Source organism: Neorhizobium alkalisoli, assembly GCF_002968635.1.
Lineage (GTDB): Bacteria > Pseudomonadota > Alphaproteobacteria > Rhizobiales > Rhizobiaceae > Neorhizobium > Neorhizobium alkalisoli.
In genome coordinates this window covers 407,935-427,841 of sequence record NZ_PVBN01000004.1, presented here as the reverse complement: position 1 = coordinate 427,841, position 19,907 = coordinate 407,935, and the positions used below count along the sequence as shown (strand labels likewise).

General features: G+C 59.2%; 17 protein-coding genes and 4 pseudogenes. 10 read left to right on the top strand and 11 right to left on the bottom strand.

Translation table 11 applies throughout. The annotated features are described in order from the left end of the window. Positions 1-197 precede the first annotated feature (197 nt). From C5L13_RS12200 to C5L13_RS12185, 4 genes are all read left to right on the top strand, one after another. On the top strand, positions 198-548 hold the full coding sequence (locus C5L13_RS12200; RefSeq protein WP_105383534.1) for a hypothetical protein: 351 nt from the start codon (positions 198-200) through the stop codon (positions 546-548). 72 nt (positions 549-620) lie between these two features. Next, positions 621-932: a hypothetical protein gene (locus C5L13_RS12195; protein ID WP_105383533.1), complete on the top strand. Its 312-nt coding sequence runs from the start codon at positions 621-623 to the stop codon at positions 930-932. Beyond that, on the top strand, positions 890-1,390 hold the full coding sequence (locus C5L13_RS12190) for a sigma-70 family RNA polymerase sigma factor (RefSeq protein ID WP_105383532.1): 501 nt from the start codon (positions 890-892) through the stop codon (positions 1,388-1,390). Before C5L13_RS12195 ends, C5L13_RS12190 begins: the two co-directional genes overlap by 43 nt. Before the next feature lie 169 nt (positions 1,391-1,559). Then, the gene (locus C5L13_RS12185; protein ID WP_105383531.1) at positions 1,560-1,790 is read left to right on the top strand and encodes a DUF6894 family protein; all 231 of its coding nucleotides are present in this window, start codon (positions 1,560-1,562) and stop codon (positions 1,788-1,790) included. A gap of 17 nt (positions 1,791-1,807) precedes the next feature. Here the strand turns inward: C5L13_RS12185 and C5L13_RS12180 are convergent, their stop codons facing one another. The 3 genes and pseudogenes from C5L13_RS12180 to C5L13_RS12175 all read right to left on the bottom strand — a co-directional run. After that, a complete protein-coding gene (locus C5L13_RS12180) occupies positions 1,808-2,623 on the bottom strand; it encodes a Crp/Fnr family transcriptional regulator (protein ID WP_245571229.1) in 816 nt (271 codons plus the stop codon). Between the two features lie 400 nt (positions 2,624-3,023). Continuing rightward, positions 3,024-3,293, bottom strand: a complete 270-nt coding sequence (locus tag C5L13_RS29610) for a DUF6719 family protein (protein WP_407070420.1) — start codon at positions 3,291-3,293, stop codon at positions 3,024-3,026. A 656-nt stretch (positions 3,294-3,949) separates the two neighbouring features. Next, a pseudogene (locus tag C5L13_RS12175) lies at positions 3,950-4,378 on the bottom strand (TRAP transporter large permease subunit); the annotation flags it as partial. Here C5L13_RS12175 and C5L13_RS12170 point away from each other — a divergent pair. Continuing rightward, a pseudogene (locus C5L13_RS12170) lies at positions 4,379-4,636 on the top strand (inorganic phosphate transporter); the annotation flags it as partial. Positions 4,637-4,853: 217 nt separating this feature from the next. On the opposite strand, the gene C5L13_RS29475 reads toward C5L13_RS12170, so the two are convergent. Then, the gene (locus C5L13_RS29475; RefSeq protein WP_280952612.1) at positions 4,854-4,988 is read right to left on the bottom strand and encodes a hypothetical protein; all 135 of its coding nucleotides are present in this window, start codon (positions 4,986-4,988) and stop codon (positions 4,854-4,856) included. A gap of 43 nt (positions 4,989-5,031) precedes the next feature. On the opposite strand from C5L13_RS29475, the gene C5L13_RS12165 reads away from it, so the two are divergent. Continuing rightward, a complete protein-coding gene (locus C5L13_RS12165; protein ID WP_245571227.1) occupies positions 5,032-6,192 on the top strand; it encodes a gluconeogenesis factor YvcK family protein in 1,161 nt (386 codons plus the stop codon). A gap of 3 nt (positions 6,193-6,195) precedes the next feature. Beyond that, complete coding sequence (locus C5L13_RS12160; RefSeq protein WP_105383530.1) at positions 6,196-6,819, top strand: hypothetical protein; 624 nt, start codon at positions 6,196-6,198, stop codon at positions 6,817-6,819. A gap of 318 nt (positions 6,820-7,137) precedes the next feature. On the opposite strand, the gene C5L13_RS12155 is transcribed toward C5L13_RS12160, so the two are convergent. The 6 genes from C5L13_RS12155 to C5L13_RS12130 form a co-directional block, all read right to left on the bottom strand. After that, positions 7,138-7,935, bottom strand: a complete 798-nt coding sequence (locus tag C5L13_RS12155) for an inositol monophosphatase family protein (RefSeq protein ID WP_105383529.1) — start codon at positions 7,933-7,935, stop codon at positions 7,138-7,140. Positions 7,936-8,106: 171 nt separating this feature from the next. Next, positions 8,107-8,748: an HAD family hydrolase gene (locus tag C5L13_RS12150; RefSeq protein ID WP_105383528.1), complete on the bottom strand. Its 642-nt coding sequence runs from the start codon at positions 8,746-8,748 to the stop codon at positions 8,107-8,109. Positions 8,749-8,869: 121 nt separating this feature from the next. Then, entirely contained in the window at positions 8,870-9,931 is a 1,062-nt protein-coding gene (locus tag C5L13_RS12145) for an ABC transporter ATP-binding protein (protein WP_105383527.1), read from the bottom strand. Beyond that, positions 9,928-12,150: an ABC transporter permease gene (locus C5L13_RS12140; RefSeq protein ID WP_105383526.1), complete on the bottom strand. Its 2,223-nt coding sequence runs from the start codon at positions 12,148-12,150 to the stop codon at positions 9,928-9,930. Before C5L13_RS12140 ends, C5L13_RS12145 begins: the two co-directional genes overlap by 4 nt. Positions 12,151-12,217: 67 nt before the next feature. Then, positions 12,218-13,243, bottom strand: a complete 1,026-nt coding sequence (locus tag C5L13_RS12135; protein ID WP_105383525.1) for an ABC transporter substrate-binding protein — start codon at positions 13,241-13,243, stop codon at positions 12,218-12,220. 116 nt (positions 13,244-13,359) lie between these two features. Next, positions 13,360-14,352, bottom strand: a complete 993-nt coding sequence (locus tag C5L13_RS12130; RefSeq protein WP_105383524.1) for an ABC transporter substrate-binding protein — start codon at positions 14,350-14,352, stop codon at positions 13,360-13,362. A gap of 251 nt (positions 14,353-14,603) precedes the next feature. On the opposite strand from C5L13_RS12130, the gene C5L13_RS12120 reads away from it, so the two are divergent. After that, positions 14,604-15,344, top strand: a complete 741-nt coding sequence (locus C5L13_RS12120; protein ID WP_105383522.1) for a response regulator — start codon at positions 14,604-14,606, stop codon at positions 15,342-15,344. Beyond that, the gene (locus tag C5L13_RS12115) at positions 15,341-17,434 is read left to right on the top strand and encodes an ATP-binding protein (protein WP_105383521.1); all 2,094 of its coding nucleotides are present in this window, start codon (positions 15,341-15,343) and stop codon (positions 17,432-17,434) included. Before C5L13_RS12120 ends, C5L13_RS12115 begins: the two co-directional genes overlap by 4 nt. A gap of 165 nt (positions 17,435-17,599) precedes the next feature. On the opposite strand, the pseudogene C5L13_RS12110 reads toward C5L13_RS12115, so the two are convergent. Then, a pseudogene (locus C5L13_RS12110) lies at positions 17,600-18,129 on the bottom strand (DUF4142 domain-containing protein). 815 nt (positions 18,130-18,944) lie between these two features. Here C5L13_RS12110 and C5L13_RS12105 point away from each other — a divergent pair. Beyond that, positions 18,945-19,871 (top strand): annotated as a pseudogene (locus tag C5L13_RS12105) (CobW family GTP-binding protein); the annotation flags it as partial. Positions 19,872-19,907: the final 36 nt, after the last annotated feature.

The window sequence follows — 19,907 nt, the reverse complement described above, 5'->3', positions numbered from 1 at the left end:
CGACGCGGGTCTCCAGAGCGGATGGTCAAGGAACTCACGCCTCTTCATCTGGTTCGTGCCTCGCCGCCAATCACTGATTTGTGGAAAAGTCGGTCGGGATGACGCCAGGAAGCCTCCACATTCGGCCCGGTTGGTATCGTCCTTCGGCTGAGCGGCTTACTCTCCAGTAACCGATCTGTAGTCATGGCGAGGGAGCGGTGCGTAAGATCAGAATCCTCATCTTCGGGCCCTCGGCCTTCCTGGCCGCGGAGGTCCGCGTTGCCTGGCATCAGGCCGGAGTTGAACTTATTGGACCGTTCGGCTCGCTGGCCGAGTGGGTGACCACGCCAAAAGAGCATGCCGATGGTGCTGTCATAGACCTCGACTTCGACACCGCGACGCTCATCGAGCTGACCGACGCGCTCGACGAGGCCTCAATCCCTTCGAGGTTCGCCACGTCATCGGCGGTCCGGCCCGGATATGGCGGGTTCGAGCTATCGGCGTCGCTTGAAGCGATCAATGCCATCCTCAGGGCGCTCCTCTCCCCCGAAGATTCCGCGACACATTAACATATGAGGTGGAGCGCCCTTTTGGGAAGCGTACGGTCTGTGTGGTCGCATTGCCTACCAGGAGGAGCGCACGTGGAAACCCATCGCGATTTTTTCCCGCATATCCTTTTTCCCGATGACCTCGCCGTCATGTCGCTCGCGCATCGGGACGCGATGGCCAAGACGGGATGCACCGACCTCGACCCCGAGGAAGTGGCGAGGATCGCCTTGCATTTCTACCAGATGGGTCTGGTCGACGAGACGAAGCTGGCGCAGGTGACGGCCGAGGTCGCCCGCCGAGCCAATCCGCTAGCTCAGAACTTGCATGTCGAAGTTCGCGAACCAACATCCAAGGAGATGTCATGCCAAGCGCCGAAGCAGGTGACGCCGTCCGAGCGGAGATGATCAGGATCATTCCCGACCTGCGAAATTTCGCAACCCGATTTGTGCGCGACCCAAACGAAGTGGACGACCTCGTCCAGGAGACGCTCGTACGCGGCCTTGCGAACCTCGATAAATTCCAACCGGGGACGCGGTTGCGTTCCTGGTTGTTTACGATCCTGCGCAACACCTTCTGCACCGGATATCATCGGAGCCGCCGAGAGATCGCCGGACCAGATGACTGCATCTCGTTGCGGGCATCTGTGCAACCCGCTCAGGAGTGGGCACTGACGATGCGCGAGTTCGAAGCTGCAGTCCTCAGGCTCTCGCCGGACTTTCGCGAGGCCTTCAATATCGTGCTGATCGAAGGCGAATCCTACGAGATTGCAGCACGTCGCTGCGGCTGTCCGATCGGCACCGTGAAGAGCCGGGTCAACCGCTTGCGCCTGGCGCTCACCCAGCAGATGGGTGGTCTGAATTAACGATAGGGGCGATCATAATGATGAATGCTCCCGCTTATATTCTGGGCCTTAACCTATGTGGTGGTGCTTCCAGGACATATCGTGTCTAATCAACGCATCGAGGGCATCCTTTGCGGCCCACCCTTGACAGAGAGACAATGCGCTCCCGCCGACTGCAGGGAACGTGCGCATGAAACGGTATTTCTTTCACGTCTTAAATGGCAAGACCAATCTCGACGACGTCGGAGTGGAGTTGGCTGATATGGACAAGGTCCGGGCCGAAGCCATCCGTGCGGCAGGTCAAATGCTCAGCGATGGAAAGCAAGAGTGGACGGGAGAAGCTTGGCGGATGGTCGTGACAGATGCCGACAGCAACATCGTATTTGGTGTTAATTTTTCCGTTGACCGGCATGGGATTTAGGCGGCTCAGGTGCTCGGTTATCCCGAGTTATTGGCCGCTACCGGCCAACGCAGGTGCAGGTAACTTGAATCGAAGTCGGAATATTCCCTCAGTCGGTGTATATCCGGGATGGCGATCCGCTCGTTCCTGAGGCTGACAAGCCCCGCATCGCGTAGCTCCTTGAGACTTCGGTTTACGTGAACGATCGATAACCCCATCGTGTCACCGAGTTCCGATTGCGTCAGGGGCAGTTCGAATGAACCGTCCTCGGTCAGGCCCACAGCCTTCATTCTTTCGTGCAGCTCGCAGAAGAGATGCGAAATCCGATGTGGAGCCGACCGCTGGCCAATGTTGAGGAGCCATTCCCTCAGTGTTGCTCCGTCCACCAACGAGCACATCCACACCGCTCGCACAAGGGAAGGCCGCCGCTCGGTCATCTCGACGATAACTCTCCGCGGTAGCTGAACCACCTGGCACGGACAGAGCGTCCCGATGCTGTGATCCATCTTGTCGAGGAGAGCGACGTGGAGGTCGCAGAAATCCCCGGGGATCAGGTAGGCGAATATTTGCCTGCGGCCGTTCGCTGTCATCTTGTAGCGCATGGCGAACCCACTGAGGATCAGGTGTACATTCTCCGGATTGTCGCCCTCCCGCAGCAAGTCCTGGTCCGCCCCTACATCCTTGGCATGACTGGAGATAGATAGAAGCCAGTCGCGGTCGTCGGGATGCAATCGCTCGAATCCGTCGAGCTTCCGGATAAAAGCGTTTGGCATCTTGAGCCTCCTGGCTGCCCATTGAGCTATTGTCGCGGAAAACGACAATTCCGAACGCTGGTTCCCAATGATGAGCGCCATCCTTCCCGGCGATCACCAGCTTTACGCCGGATATCATCTTGGTAAGCTTGGGGACCAACGACGGTAGACAGGGAGGCGCTGACAACAGCATCGCGACTCTCCCCACCAACATGCAGAGCTTGATCAACAAGACCACGTCGGGAGGCGGCAAGGTTGCCTTTGTCATACCGCCGCCTCGGATACGGCACGCAGTATGTCGGTGCAGCTTCACCTATGCACATATGATCGATGCCTTGGCGCTTGCTGCGAGGCGCGTCTGTCCCGTTTACAGGACTGGCCAAATTTTCGGATGATGGGCCGCTGTCTATGGTCATATGCTCACGGCATTGCGACGGTGGTGAGGGAAATCGCAAGGGGCCGACTTTAGGGCGCAGTACCATCACCCTAGACAGAAAGACGGCTAGCCTCTGCGGCTGCCTTGACCGCCTTGTCCTTTGCCTCTTCGAGGCACGCATTGGCGGGTCAGTTCCTCACGACGGAGTCGTTTGTGGAACCGCGCGATTTGGCCCTTAGGGCATTTGCCATCGTCGTAGAAAACGCTGGTTCCGTCCGGAACTGAAGAAATGGTCGGTTTATCGAAAACACGGCGCCTCTGTGCATGTGCTCCATCAGGAATAATGGATGCCAGCAGAATCACAGCTGATGAAAGCGCGATAGTGAAGTGTGACATACAGGAAAACTCTCCGCCAGCACCTGATATTGCCCATCAGAAGGTGCGCGTTGCGCTGAAACGCGAAAGGTCCGCGCCACCCCCTCTTCGCGCGGACCTCGATCCTAAAACTGACTTTTCTTAGCAGAATTTAGGATGGTTCTATTCTACTCCCGCGCCGAAGCGCCTCCTATTACGACAAAGGAGGTAACGCGAACGGACGAAAAAACGGGGCCGGGTGTTTGGGAAGACCGGCCCCGTCGGGGATGTTGAGCGTGGGGGTAACACTCAATATCAGGCGTTCATTAATGGTGATCACCGCCTTCATGTTCAAGCTAATAGTTTGGATGATGTCACACGACGTGTAAGCACCAAGACCACAACTCCTATGAAGACAGACCAAACGATATTGATCGAGGCGATGTTGAGTTCCAAAAGGCCCGTCGATGGGCGAACTAAGTTTTCCGTGTGTGGTATCCCATGCGCGGTGAGGAATACCGTCTGCGCCACATGCCGTTAACCGAGCCAATCAGCTTTTCCTGTGGCGGCCCCGGACGTAGCGGACAGCAAAATTGAAGCTGAACTGCATCATCTTCAATGAGGCGCAGTCTGAAAGCACAATCGGTGAGGGAACGGACTGAGACGATGTTCTGCTCCTCGGTCATGGGGCATGGTCCTCAATAGAGCGTGAGCGCCGGTATGAAGCTCACTGCAAGCAGCAGGGCCATTGCCATGGCGAAGAAGGGCCAGAGCTCCCGGGTCGTCTCGCCGAGTGGTGATTTTGCGATCGACGACGAGATGAAGAGCGTCGTGCCGATCGGTGGCGTGTAGAGTCCGATACCGAGATTGATCACCATCATCAGCCCGAGCTGGACCCGATCCAGTCCGATCGCGTCGGCAAGCGGCACGAAGATTGGTCCAAGCAGCAGGATGGCCGGCGGCATATCGAGCGGCATGCCGACGATGAGCATGAGGATGTTCATCATCAGGATGATGACGATCGGGCTCGAAATGTTGGCGGCGACCCAGTCGGCCATCTGCTGCGGCGCCTGGTCGAAGGTCAGCACCCAGCCCACGGCCGCGCTGCCCATGATCACCAGCATGATACCCGACTCAACCCGATGCAAGGCTTCTGCGCGGAGACGGGTGGCGCTCTCACCCTGTTTGGTGCGACATGGCTTGGGATTCCTGTCTCCACGACGCACACCATTACGGGTGCGATTATTGGTGTCGGCGCAGCACGTCGTGTATCAGCGGTTCGGTGGGGTCTTGCCGGAAACATTCTGATTGCATGGATCATCACGATGCCGGCAGCGGCAGCGATATCCGCGATTTCTTTTGGATTGGTGAGCCTGTTTTCATGACCCAATCCCGTGACGTCCGCGGCTGAAGAAGCGCTGTGCCGGCCGAGAACCGTCGGCGAGGGGGCGAGGGTCTGCAGAAGTTTTAGGACCGGAAGTGCCTGCCGATCAGCATTGACCGCGCGGGCTCCCTCCCCCCGTATCGCTCCCACCCTCCCGGTGAACGGGAGACCTTGCAATGTCAATGAGGTCGTCGCGTGAGGTTGTCGGATCTTCCTTGTTACCGGGCAATACCAAGGGCGATAGCCGGATTTTGTCGGTCATCCCTGACGAAGGCAGCTATGATGTCCTGATCATAATCGACGCTGACGAGGAAAGTCTCGGCCCCCGCTCCCCCTGCTGCATCAATATACATTCTGCGTTTACATCCTTGGTACGAGCTGAAGGCAGGGCTATGAGTGTCTGATGAGAAGCCAAAGGACCTGAGAGCCGTGCCGCGCATTGTCTTGTTTTCCGGTGGCACCGCGTGCCGCGCAATCAACATCGCGCTTTCCAAGAGAAGGGTCCACCTGACCCGGATCGTCCCTGCCTGGGACAGCGGTGGCAGCTCGAAACTCATCAGGGCGAAGCTCGGCGTCCTGTCAGTGGGGGACGTCAGGCAGGCCCTGATGACCATGGCTCACGGCGAGCGCTGCTCCGGCGATGTCGTCAGGATTTTCAACACCCGCATTTCAGCGTCCCATGCGCTGAAAGAAGCCAGACAAGAATTTCAGTTCTATGCCGAAGGACGCCATCTTCTATTGGAGCGCATGGAGCCCGGCCTGCGCGGCGCGATCCTAAACTATCTGCGGACGTTTGCTTCGGCGGTGGGCGATGACTTCGACTACAGGAACGGCAGCATAGGCAATTTCATTCTCACAGGCGCGTGCATCGCTCACAACGGCGACATTAACACCGCAATCTTCGTGTTCCGCAAGCTTTGCGGCATCGATGGGAATGTTTGGCCTTCTTCGCTTGATAATGATCTCGTATTGTCGTGCACCCTTAAGAACGGAGAACAGCGTTCGCCGCAGGACGTCGTCACCAAATTATCCGAAGCAGATGCAATGATTGGCATCGATGAGATCCGACTTACGAACGAGAATGGTGATCAGCCATCAGCCAACAAGGCTGTTATTGAAGCCATTCAGACCGCCGACCTGATCGCCTTTGGCCCGGGAAGCTTCTACACCAGTATCCTGCCTCACCTTCTTGTTGGCGAAATTGTCGACGCGGCGGAGCGTGCTCAATGTCCGGTGCTGATGATAGGCAACATCTTGCAGTGCCGAGAGACGATGGGCATGACGCTGAACGAAATCGTAACTCAATTTGTCGGCCAGTGGCAGCGTGTCAGCTCATCTCGAACCGCTCCTTCGCTGCAGGTTCTCGCCAATCGGATATTGCTGCCCTTTGAGAAAGCTGTGGGTAATTATCCGTACCTTGTGGCGCACTCCCCGTCTCAAAGCGGAGGCTACATCCTCATCAATGGCGAGTTCGAGGACGCGTGGGCCCGGGGGCAGCACGATGGGGATCTGGTTGCCGATCAGATTCTGGCCCTGGCATCGCGACGGGAAACATAAGCGATGTTTGAATACCTATCTCTCATAAACGAGATGCGCGTCGGGCAAGGTTTCCTCTCTGTTGAAGAGACCGTTTTATTGTCGCAGCAGGGCATCACCATCATGGACCCCTTCTCCACGTTGGTGTCCAAACGTGCTCAGCTCTCGGAGAGCCTGTTGATCTGGCCGAACGTGACCATCTCGGTCGGTCCACGAGGCAGCCTCACCATCGGTTCTCAAACCGTTCTCCACAGCGGCCTACGCATTGAGGCGAATGAGGGATCGATCGAGATTGGATGCCGGGCTGAACTGGGGCACGCGGGAGGCTTTACCATTCTGGCTTCAGGGAATGCAGACCTTGTTACCATTGGCGACGAGGTGCGGCTCAATGGCGGCGGGTCGGTTGCCGTTAAGGCTGAGATTGGTCATGGGGCGCAAGTCCTTGGTCCGATTAGCGTCCAGCACTGCAAGCTTGGAGCCGGAGGATCTCACCGTGAACCTGACCCTGATAAACGGGGCGGCGTGCTGAAGGGATGCGGAGTAGCTCGCCACCTCGAAATTCCGGCTGGAATGGTCATCCAGGCGTTTGGTGATTTTGCACAGGCCCCTTTGCGTCCGCAGACGTTCTTCCACCCGAAGCTCTCGTAATCCGCCGATGTGCCCGCACTCGACGGAGCTGGAGAAGGCCAGTGGTGCGCGAATGCACACCGCATCGGCACCGGGCCGCCTAGCTTAAGCCCCGGCCGCCCGACTGCGCCACAACGTGAAGCGGTAGGTGGCAATCTTAAAAACTCGGCTGCGACGGGGTCGCTGCTGCCAGAAACGCGATGTCATGCCCTACTATAGCCGCCGTGGCTTGGACTGTGCCGGTGCGACGATCCGGGCATGGTCAAGACATCTTCATTGACACCTTTTGATGCCTTGATGGGAAACGAACCATGACCTGCGGTGGACGGCCTGGGGATTTTAATCGGCATGGATTGCAAACAGATCGACATAGGCGGTCTTATTGCTGGCCAGCACTGGATGGCCCTGCAGCAAAGCTTCACCCTCAGCCGGGAAAGGGAGATGATCTCCACCGGCCTCCTTGACGAGGCAGTAGCCGGCCATGCAGTCCCAAGCACGCATATAAGGCTCGTAGTATCCAACGAGGCGACCTGCGGCCACATAGGCCAGCATCAGGGCACCGGAGCCATTGCGGATGAAATTCCCACCTTTGCCAAGCAAGGCACAGATAATCGCGCCTACCCGTTCCGGGGTGACATAGGTGTTGCAGCCGATGCCGGTCATGCCATTTTGCAAAGTCCGCGACGGATCGAGGCTGAGCGTCTTGCCGTTCAGGGTAGCGCCCACGCCCGCTGCGGCTGCGTAGAGTTCATCATCGCATGGAACGTGGATAACGCCGATTACTGGCGTACCACGATGCAGAACGGCAATCGACACGCACCATGTCGGCATGCCATTGACGAAGGCGGCCGTCCCGTCAATCGGATCGACCACCCATGTCAATCCCGACTGCCCTTCCTGATAACCGTATTCCTCGCCGAGAAATCCGTCAGCCTCAAAGGCCTCTGCGACGCGCTGTCTTATGAATGACTCCACGTTGCGGTCGGCAATGGACACGACATCCTGCAAATCCCGCTTGGTCTCGATCACCAGCGTGTCGCGCCGGTTGAAATACTCAAGCGCCATGGCGCCTGCCTCACGTGCAATCGCTTTGGCGAGAGCGAAACGTGCATCAATTTCAGTCTCTTGCGACCTCATGCTCGTACTCCTTGCAATAGTTCTTCTCGTTGGCTGTTTTAAGTGGTCCGTGCCTCCAACCTCGCAAGGCTGGCATGGCGGCAGGCAGGCTTGACCTGGAAAAATCGTTGCCGACCGGCAGCGCGCATCAAAACTCTTCAGGGAACGGAGCGCTGGCACCGGGACGACTGCTCAGGCATCCACCTGCACGCTGTCGCATATTGTCAGCTCCGATTGCTGCTCACTGACATTGAGACGGTTCACATCAATGACGCTCATACCTGCCCGTTGAGCTGCTTCAAGACCTTGTTCGCTATCTTCGAAGACGACACACCCGCCCGGTCTTATTCCCAACAAAACGGCCGCATGCAGGAACAGGTCTGGCGCCGGCTTTGGATTTGCCACGTCGTCGATCGTGACCACATGGCCAAAATACTTGCGCAGACCCACTACTTGTAACGTCTCCGTAACGATTTCCCGCGAACCGCCGGATGCAACAGCCATGGGAAGCAGGCCGGCCAACCGGCGAACGGTTGCAGCAACTGCAGGGACCTCGCGCACATTGTGTAAATCCTGTAGGAAGTGCGATCGCATGGTGGCAATGACGGATTGGCGATCGAGCACAATGTCGAACTCTCGCTCAAAGGCGTCCATGAGAACCCCTTCGGACATCCCTGCCCGTTCCAAATACCAGGCTCGGTTCATCCGTTTGCCGGAAAGCGAAAAACCGGCTGCCCATGCGTCCGCATAAAGAGGCGGAGTGTGCACAAGTGTGCCGTCGCAATCAAAAATCACAGCCTCGAAATCATTTTCGAGCGAGAGAATGTCAATCATATTTACTCCTTTGGGCGAGCGCGACATCGGCTTAACGCATGAGTTCCATGCAGGAAAAACCGATCTGGCGAATTTTGGGGCCGTATCCAACGCTTGCATCCCGAGCGTGATCCAGAGGCTCTCACGCGCTGATAAGGGCGATGCCGCGGCTGCGAAAGCCGAGGGTGGCATCGGACGCGGCGGGCAGGATGCGGTCGACGGCGTGGTCGACGATGAAGAGCGTGCCGACCTCCGTTTCCACCTCGTATTCGACGTGATCTCCGAGATAGGCCGAATGGAGGATGCGGCCGGCGAGTCCTTCCCCGCGCCCCTCGGACAGTGAAACAGCCCCGGGACGGACGGCGAGGCTTGCTGCGCCTGGCTTCGCCCGGCCCGCTGGCACGCGATGCCGGAAACCGCCGATGCGGATCTCGGCCTCGGCACCATCAATGCCGACCACGTCGCACGGGATGACATTGGCTTCGCCCATGAAATCGGCGATGAAAGAGGACGCGGGCGCCTCATAGAGTTCACGCGGGGCTCCGGACTGGGCAATCTGGCCATCCTTCATGACGATAATTCGGTCGGAGACGGCGAGCGCCTCATCCTGATCATGCGTGACATAGACTGCAGTGAAGCCGAGACGCTGCTGGAGTTCGCGGATTTCCGTGCGCACCCGGCGACGCAGGCGGGCATCGAGATTTGAAAGGGGTTCGTCGAGCAACAGAACCTGAGGCTCCAGCACAAGCGCACGAGCCACCGCGACGCGCTGCTGCTGGCCGCCGGAGAGCTCGGCCGGCAGACGTTGACCCATGCCCGCCAGGCCAACCAGTGCCAATCCCTCCTCTGCCCTCCTCCGCGCATCCTTGCGCGACAGACCGGACGATTCGAGACCGTAGGCGACGTTTTCAAGTGAAGTCATATGTGGAAAGAGCGCGTAGGACTGAAACACCATCGAAACGTCGCGCTCGTTTGCCGGCAGCATGGTTACGTCCTTGCCGCCGATCAAGATTTTCCCCTCTGTCGGATGTTCGAGACCGGCCAGCATCCGCAGCGTCGTTGTCTTGCCGCAGCCTGACGGTCCAAGCAGGGTGACGAGCGTGCCGGGCTCGATGGTGAGCGAGAGGTCGGGAATGGCGGTGAAGGCGCCGAAGGTCTTGCGGACATTCTGGAAGACAACGGAACCTGCTTTCTGGTTGATCATGCGATTTTCTCCTGACGAGAGGAAGCGGAGGTGGCGAGGCCGGCGACGCGGTTTTCGCGCCTCAATCGGCGTTCGCCCACGAGAAGTTGGAAGCCGGCGATGACGGTGATCATCACGACGATCAGCATAGAAGAATAGGCGATCGCCACGCCGTATTCGCCGTTTTCGACGAGGCCGACGATGTAGGAGGTCGCCATGTTGTATTCGGCACTGACGAGGAAGATGACGGCGCTGATTGAGGTAATGGCGCGCACGAAGGAATAGACGAGCGCGGCAGTGATGGCGGGACGCAAGAGCGGCAGGATGACCTTGCGGATCGTCCGGAAGCTGTTTGCCCTGAGCGTCAGTGAGGCCTCGTCCAGGCTCTTGTCCAGCTGGCTCATCGCCGCGATACCGCCACGCACGCCGACGGGCATGTTGCGGAAGACGAAGCAGGCAATCAAGATCAGAGCAGAGCCGGTCATTTCCAGCGGCGGCAGATTGAAGGCCATGATGTAGCTGACGCCGATGACCGTACCGGGAATGGCAAAACTCATCATCAAGGCGAACTCGAAGGCATTTTTGCCAGCAAACTTTTGACGCACGATAATGTAGGCCGTCAGCAGACCGACGACGGCCGTCAGAGGCGCGGATATCAGGGCGATCTCGATCGTCGTCCAGAACGAGTTCCAGGCAACACCCGTCCAGGCGATCCCGTTGTCGAAGCTTATCGAGAAGGCCTTTGCGTAGTGGTCGAGAGTGAGTGAATTGTCGAGGCCCCAGGTCTTCACGAAGCCGCCGATCAGGATCATGCCGTAGATGACGAGCGTGAAGAGGATCCACGGGATGACGACGGCGTGGACGCCGATCGACAGCCCGCGCGGCAGGGCGATATGCGATCCGCTATCGCCCTTGCCGGTGACGGTGGCAAAGTTCTTGCCCGACAGCCAGACGCGCTGGGAAAGGAAGGCGGAGAGCGTGAAGGCGAGCAGCACCATGGCGAGTACGGCAGCACGCGAGGGATCGTTCTGTGAACCGACGACGGCGAAGAAGATTTCTGTCGAGAGCACGCCATGGCTGCCGCCGAGTACCAGTGGATTGCCGAAGTCGGCCATGCTTTCGATGAAGCCGATGAGGAAGGCATTGGCAAGGCCAGGCTTCATCAGCGGTAGCGACACGCGCCAGAAGGTGCGCCAACGGTCGGCCCGCAGCGTCGTGGACGCCTCCTCCATCGACGGGCTGACGCCTTCGACGACGCCGATCAGCACGAGGAAGGAGATCGGCGTGAAGGACAGCACCTGCGCGATCCAGATGCCGGAGAGGCCGTAAAGCCAGCGGCCAGGCTCGATGCCGAACAGGTCGGAAAGTCCCTGGGTGACGACGCCGGCGCGGCCGAAGAGCAGGGTCAGTGCAAGGCCTATGACGAAGGGCGGCGTGATGATCGGCAGGATCGTCAGCAACCGCAGGCCCTTCTTGAAGGGAAAGCGCGTGCGTGTGGCGACGAGCGCGAAGGCAAGGCCGAGCAGGGTCGAGCCGAGGCCGGTCATGATGGCAAGCCACAGCGTGCGCCAGGCGACGCCGCAGCGACCGGCGCCGATCACGCAGTTGAGGCTCCAGATGCTCGGATCCTGCATGTTGCGGATGAAGTTATCCGCATTGAACGAGCCGTCGAAATCCTGCACCGAACCGACGAACATGCTGCCGATCGGGTAGAAAACGAAGACGGCGACGAGGAAGACAAGCAGCGAGATCGCACTGACGACGAAGGCGTCCCCCTTCATCACGCCCCTCTCGGCAAGACCGAAGGCAAAGAGTAGTACGAAGGAGACAGCTGAAAGTACGGCGCCCGCGCCCATCGACGGTTGGCCATCGGAAAGCGGGCCGAACAGGGTTTGGCTGATAGCCCATGTCCAGCCGTCGAAGCTGACGGCAAGTCCCTGGAGCGACAGGAAGAGAACGCCAAGCGCACCGGTCGAAGCGAGCACGGCGCCGCGACGCATCGGGTCCGCTATGCCGCGAACCGCGACCGCCAGGAGAAGCAGCACGAGCGCACCGGCAAGCCACAGCCGGCCATGCGCGAAAATCTGCACCAGGCCCGGCGCGGCCTCCGTGGAAAGGGGGAAACCGGCCAGCCAACCGAGTCCGAAGAAGCCGTTCTCGATCCGATACCAGGGCAATAGGGTCAATGCGACCGCGCCCAGGATCAGGACCACGTCCAGCCTGCGATTGCCATGTCTCATGGCTGACCTCGCTGTCTTTAAGTGTGAGGAGGCGGCGCCGGGGAGACAGGCGCCGCCGTTCAGGACATCAGTTCGCTGCGGCGCCGATTTCGCGATCCCAGCGTTCCAGCAGTGCCTTGCGTTTTGCCGGGTCGCCATAGGTTTTGAAGTCGTAGTCGATCAGTTTGATGTTCTCGAAGCGCGGAGCCTCCTTAGGAATTTGAGCGGCCTTGTTGGACGGAAGCTGAAAGGACTTTGCATCCTTCATGCGCGACTGGACCTCCGAGGTCAGCGCCCAGTCGTACCAGATCTTCGCATTGTCGAGGTTGCGTGCACCCTTGATAATCGACATGGAACCGATCTCGTAGCCCGTACCTTCGCAGGGCGTGACCGACTTGACTGGGAAACCTTCCGCCGTCTGCGCGACCGCATCATGCACGAAGACGATACCGAGCGCCGTTTCCCCCCGGGCGGCGGCCTTGACCGGGGCAGAACCGGACTTGGTGTATTGTGAAATGTTGTCGTTGAGCTTCTTCAGGTAGTCGAAAGCCTGGTCCTCGCCCATGATCTGCACGAGAGAGGCTAGAGCCGTATAGGCGGTACCGGACGAATTCGGGTTGGCGATCTGGATTTCGCCCTTCAGTTCGGCAGCGAGGAGGTCGGCCCAGCAGGCCGGCTCCTTGTAGCCCTTCGACTTGAAGATTTCCGTGTTGTAGCCCCAGCCGAGCGCGCCGGCATAGACGCCGACCGTCTTGTAGCCGGAGCTTTCGGCCTGCTTCTTCGCCCAATCGTTAAGCTCATCGAGCTTCGGCGACTTGTATTCGAGCGTCAGGTCCTCAGAGGCGGCCTGCAGATGCGGGTCGCCCGTGCCCGCCCACCAGATGTCCGTCTTCGGATTGCGCGCTTCCGCGCGAACCTTGGCGTAGGTCTCACCGGAAGACAGGCGCACCATGTTCACCTTGATGTCGCTGTGGGCTTTTTCAAAATCGCCCTTCATTTGCTCGCAGATGACGACATCGGCCGAACAAATGAGATTGAGGTCGCCGGCCGCATGCGCCGGGAGAGCCGCAAGCGCCGTACCGGCGAAGAGCATGAGGGAAAGGGTCTGTTTCATTAGGGCATCCTCCTGTTGCCTGGCTTGAATTTCTGGCACGAACGAGACACGGCATGGCCTTCGGCCTGCTTGGAAGCGGCGCGTTCTCCATTTCGAATTGAGATTGCTATTGGCCGTCAGTTCGTCGCGGTGATTACTGCATCGAACTGTTCGAGCAGTCGGCTTCGCTCTTCCGGCGAGCCAAAAGTTGCGAAGTCATAGTCAACCATCTTGATCAGCGAGATGTCGGGTGCCGCGAGCGGCAAGGTCGATTTGGCGTTCGACGGCACCTGGTTCTGGCCCGAGGCGGCACCCGTGCCCTGCCCTTCGGGGCTCAGGGCGAAGTCGACAAAACGCTTCGCCTCTTTTGGATGCTGCGCACCCTTGACGATGCTGACGGCCCCGATCTCGTAGCCCGTACCCTCGCAGGGCGCGACAATGACGAGGGGCGAGCCCGCCTGTTTTTGCGTTACGGCATCATGCATGAACGAAATGCCGATCAGGGTTTCACCCCGCGCCGCTGCCTTGACCGGTGCCGAACCTGCCGCCGTGTAGTGATCGATATTGCGGTTGAGCGCCGCCAGGAAGCGGAAAGCCTCGTTCTCACCGAAAAGCTGCACGAGCGTCGCGAGCGTCGTAAACGCGGTCCCCGACGACTTCGGATTGGCGCTCTGAATACGGCCGCGATAGGCAATGTCCGTCAGGTCCTTCCAGCAGGTCGGCGCCGGGAGCTTCAGCTCACGCAGCAGGTCGGCGTTGTAGGCAAAGCCGAGCGCACCGGCATAGATGCCAGCTGAGCGGCTACCGGACATGGCGAAAAAATTCTGCGCCCAGGGCAGCATGTCGCGCTCATGCGCCGGCTGATACGTTTCCAGGAGGTTTTCCGAACCCGCCTGCAAATGCGTGTCGCCGGTGCCGCCCCACCAGACGTCGACGGTCGGGGCTGCCTTCTCGGCGCGGATTTGGTTGAGAATGTCACCGGTGCTCTTTCGAGTCATCGAAATTTCCAGGCCGGTTAACGTCTCATAGGTCGTCTTCATCTTGGCGCACCACGCCTCATCGACACCGCACAGTACGGTTAGCGACGGAGCGGTCATGCCGGCCGAGACGCTGCATAACCAGAAAACCATGCCGGCGCTGAAAGCGCTGATACCTCTCACGATACTCCTCCCTTTTGGAACGGCGAACGTCCCAATCTCCACCGTCAGGATGTCACATCTTGCGCCTGCCGCAATCCTCAGAATGGTTACCGTTCTTACAGCGGCGGGCAGGATCGGTATCGCAAAAATGACAAAGGTTACAAATGTGACAATCGGCATAACGCGAGCCCGCTTTGAAGATTGGGCCACCCTGCCTATGATGGGCTCGGGAGGACGTGCCTATGTTGAATGAGAGGATAAGGATCCTGATCGTGGAGGACGATCCGGATATGGCAGAGCTCATCTCCGACCTGGTCGAGGCGGAGGGCTGGACGCCACTGACCGCGCCATCGGCAGAGGAGGCCGCAGGCGTGATCAGCCGGGAGACCGTGCATCTGGTGCTGGTCGACCACAATCTACCGGGTGCCTCCGGCCGCACCTTCGCGCAGCGCCTTCGCGCGCAGACCAATATCGGCATCGTCATGGTGACGGCAGCCGGCAGTGCCGCGGACCGGGTGCTTGGTCTGGAGACTGCGGCAGACGACTATGTCGTCAAACCCTTCGAGCCCATCGAACTGACGGCGCGCATCAAGGCGGTGCTGCGCCGCACGATCCCGTCCCTGAAGCCGGAGGTGGAAAGCGACCGCAAACACGAACCGGCGGCACTCAGGCTCGGCGACTGGTCAATCGATCTTAAAAACCGACGCGCCGTCTGCGTTAGTGATCCTGCCAAGTCCCTGACCAGTGCCGAGTTCGCCCTACTCGAAATCCTTGCCGAAACACCGAACTTGCCCGTCAGCCGCGCCCATATCCTCGACAGGCTGGGCGCCGAGAGCGAGCGCTTTATAGATCGGAATGTCGACGTGCTCGTGCTGCGCCTTCGCCGAAAGATCGAGCGCAATCCGGACTTTCCAAGACACATCCAGACGCGCCGCAGCAAGGGCTATGTCCTGAGTACCGACGGTGGTGAGCTATCACCGTGATCAGCCGCCCGTTTCTCTCCTCGATCGCCTTCCGGCTGCCCTTCGCCATCGCCTTCATCTGCGTGCTGGTCTTCAGCTTGGCCACCGTCACGGTCTACGGCCTCCAGCAGGCCCGGGAGGAGATGGCAGCTTATGGCCTCCAGGCGTTTTCCAGTCTCGCAAAGGCGTCACTCGTCTCGCGGCAGGTCTCCGACCTGGTGTCGAGTGCACCCTTCCTGATGAACGCCACCTCGCCCTACAGGGTCTCCAGCGAAAGCAGGTCGGTCGTTGCCCAAGTTGATGCGCTGCTTCTCACCATGCAGCCGAAAATCAATGAGGCGACCGTGAAAGGGTTTGCCGGCACCGGGATCGTCGAGCTGCTGGAGACGATCCGCACCCAGACGATGACACTGGCTGGCGATGCGGAAGCTGCCCAGCAGCACAAGGCGGAGGCTGCGGCCGCGCTCGGGGAGATTGCCACCGGCAGCCGCATCGCAGACCCTGATTTCCGCCGGCAGCTCAACGACATCGTGCAGTCGGCTTCGAACTCAGATAGTCTTTTTCAACTTGGCGAGTTGCGCCGCCGTTATGTCGCCGAAACGTCGCCACGCCTTGAACGCGCAGCACCGGACGCGCGGATTTCCCCCAGCGAGCTGATGCCCTATGAGAGCGTCTTTGATGCGCAAACCCGCTACCTGCTCGAAATGTTTTCCATTCGCGCCGCAGTAGCACGCCTCCATTCCGTCTCCCGCGATCTCTCGCATGCGACCGAGACCCAGAGCGAGGCTGTTGCCCGGGGCCTTAACGAAGATCTGGTCTCGACTTCGGATGCTCTGAGCCGCCTGCTTGTCATCGTCGCTTTTGCCTCGCTTCTTGTGCTTGTCATGGCGATCTTCTCCATCCGCTCCGTCATGCGTGTTTCGCGCGGCATCGTCGCACTATCGACCGGCATGAATGCTCTGGCGGAAGGACGCAAGGATGTCGAGACCCCCAGCTACAACGGCACGGAAACAGAGCTGGTTCGTCTGCTTGAAGCCTTCCGTGCGTTCCGGGAGAGCGTCGAGCGCGTCACGCGGCTGCGGCGCACCGCCGAGGCCGCCGCTCGCACCATCCGTTCCACATTCCGCAGCATGAACGAGGGCATCGCGCTGTTTGATCCGCGCGGCCGTCCTATCACGATGAACCGACGCGTCATCGAGCTGGTGGGCCGGTCTGGTTCGGCACGGAAACTGCCGCTCCGAAGTTTCGTTGCGCACCTGCAAGAGATCGATCCGGCGCTTCTGCCAGCCGAGAACGATGTCGGCCTGCTCCACGACCGATCCGTGTTACGCCACCGCTCCCAGGCCGGCAAGGTGACGGAAGTGTCGCTGTCGCGCCAACCGGATGGCGGCATCGTCCTTCTGGCGCGCGATATTACGGACATGGACCGGCAGGAAGCTGAGGCAGCAAAGGTCCAGCGCCTCGACGGCATCATGCGCATGACCCACCAGGTTAGCCACGAGGTCGGTAACATGATCGGCATCATCACCGGCAGCCTTGGCCTGCTGGAGCGCGAAACCGGCTTCAATGACCGGCAAAAACGGCACATCACCCGCATCCGTAAGGCCGCGGACCGAGGCAGGTCGCTTGCCGGAAGTATGCTTTCCATCGGCAGCCAGCAGCCGATCAATCCGGGCGCGGTGGAGATTGGCGCAGTGCTGCGCGGCATGGCGGACGTGCTGGAGATCGCCATCGGGGAAAAATGCCGGCTTACTCTCGAGATAGCGGAGGACTTGCCGACTGTCCTTATCGATGCGGCACTCTTTGAGCAATCAATTCTCAATCTCTGCCTCAACGCCGCCGCGGCCATGCCAGCGGGTGGAACAATTCTCATCCGCTGTTCCCGTAGCGAGGCCGGCGTCAGCCTCAGCGTGACGGACGATGGCGTCGGGATGACATCGGAGGCCATCGACAAGGCCTTCGAGCCCTACTTTACCACCCGCGGCTCGGAAGGCGGAGCTGGTCTTGGCCTGGCTGTGGTCTATGGCTTCGTGCGCCAAAGCGGCGGGGACGCACGCATCGCGTCGCTGCCGGGCAAGGGAACGGTCGTTGAACTTTTGTTTCCAGCGTGAGATCCAACGGTCCCTTGAGCCATTGCCTTCAACATTGTCCGGGGTCGAGATGAAGCCTTGGAAAGGAATAAGAGTTGATGCGGCCTTCCCCCAGGACGCCGTCGTGGTCAGACCTGATCCGCTGGTCAGCAATCCAGCGAAGTCTCGAACCCGTAGCCGTAGGTGTCAGTCCTTATCGAGGTCCTTCGCCATCTTGTGGTGGCGTTCGAGGGCGGGAAGCAATTTGCCTGCCCATGCCTTCAGGTCGGCGTTGTCGCCTTCTTCGGCATAGCGCTTGAACAGGTCGACTGCATCCTCATGAACGTCGACCTGTTCATCGAAGTATTCTGCAGTGAACTCGGCGCCTTCGAGTTTTGCCAACTCGTCCAACTTTTCCTTATGATCGCCAGTGAGCCCGGTTACCGCGGATCCCTGCACCTTACCATTTGACACCAGACCCTTCAGTTCCGCGCTTGCCTTTTCGTGATCTGTGATCATCTGTTGGGCGAATTTCTTCGCGACGTCATCACCCTTTTGCAGAGCAAGCTTGCTGGTTTCTATTTCGAACATGTCGCTCGCAGATGCCTTCGCTACGAAATCCTCTGTCTTGGGAGCAACGCCCAAAACCGAGTTCACGCCTGTTTTTCCGCCGCGGATTGGGCGAACGCGGCACTTGAAATCGTGATCAGTGCGGCAGCGAGTGAAATATTTTTCATTTGGTTAGCCTCCTATGCCTGCGGAAAACAAACGACAGGTCTACAGGTTCCAGTTCATCATCGGGCTGAAACCAAGTATCGACAAAACGCTTGAAGAAAGCAGCTAGCGAGTGCGAAGACCGGCGAGATACCGGTTGGGAGGCGGACGACCGCAGCGGATTCTCATCGTACAGGACGGATATCCTATAGCGCACGAGCTTGAAATCGCTTCTTGACGCAAGTCTGCGGTGGTCGGGCATCGCAATGACGGCCGATGAGGCATTTTTCATTGCGGGATCAACCACGGGACCTTGCGATCTGGACGTTCGACTGCCGATCGCCCCAATGGGGTTCCACCGGCCATACAATTGTCCACTACGCTTGTTGTCCGCTCGGTTTTTTGCCTTCGCTCATGCACGCCCCGCCATAATACGGGCTTCGATGAAGTGTGGAATAGGGAGATCAAGAAAGAGTCCCATACCCCGAGGACTTTGCTGATCAAACGGGCCGGCATTGGTCAAAGAGCGAGAACTGAAGCTCATGATGCGATACGCAAAAGCTGGGTTTCATCATCCGAAAACCGCTGTCACTGCGTCAAGCGCAGGCGCCGGATTGCCGTCCAGTTCCATGGGACCACGGTGAGATGGATCTGGCCGGCCAACCGACGGACCGCTCTCCCATACATCATTTCTTGAAACTTCGTCGCGCACACGGGGATTGACAGCAAGTGCACGGGTAATGTTATTACGTTTATTATCGAAAACGTAACGTAATAACGTTTGCATCAGCCGAACCGCTTGCACCCGCTGCCTCATAAGGATCGTTGAGGAGGAACCATGTCTCAGATCGAGCCTCCCCGCGTCACAGTGTTGACGGGTAATCTCGGCGCCGGCAATAACACGTTTCTCAACCGCATTCTGACGGAGCCGCACGGCAAGAAGTTCGCCGTAATCGTCAACGAGTTCGGTGAAGTCGGCATCGACAACGACCTGATCGTCGAGTCGGACGAGGATGTGTTCGAGATGAACGACGGCTGCATCTCCTGCATGGTGCGAGGCGACCTGATTCGCATCATCGAAGGACGGATGCGCAGCCCGGGCCGCCTCGACGGCATCCTCATCGAGACGACAGGTCTGGCTGATCCGGCGCCGTCAAAAACCCGCTTGGATTCGATCATCACCGTCGTCGACGCCACGCATCTTCTCGGCGAGATCGACCGCGCCCATGAGGCACAGGAACAGCTCGCCTTCGCCGATACGATCGTTCTCAACAAGACCGATCTCGTCAGTGACGATAACACCGCCGCCGTCGAGCAGCGCATTCCGATCAATTCCACCGCCAGCATAATCAGATCGTCCCGTTGCGATGTCGATATAGCAAGCCTTCTGGACCGCAAGGCGTTCGACCTCAACCGCATTTTGGAAGTCGAGCCTGATTTCCTCGATGAGGAACACGATCACCAGCATGACGCCCATCTCACTAGCTTCTCGCTCGTCGAGCGGCAACCTATGGATCCAGGCAAGTTCCTGAACTGGCTGCTGACGACGGTGCAGGCCTTCGGCATGGATATGCTGCGGATGAAGGAGATCATCTCGTTTGCCGGCGACGACAACCGCTTCGTCGTCCAGGCCGTGCACATGCTGCTGGGAGGTGATCACCAGCGGCCTTGGAAGGATGATGAAGACCGGGTAACCCCGCTGGTCTTCATCGGTCGCGATCTCCCCAAGGACGTCATCAGCGACGGCTTTGCCAAATGCCGCGCGGTTAAACAGCCCGCCGCGCACAATAAATCACAAAAT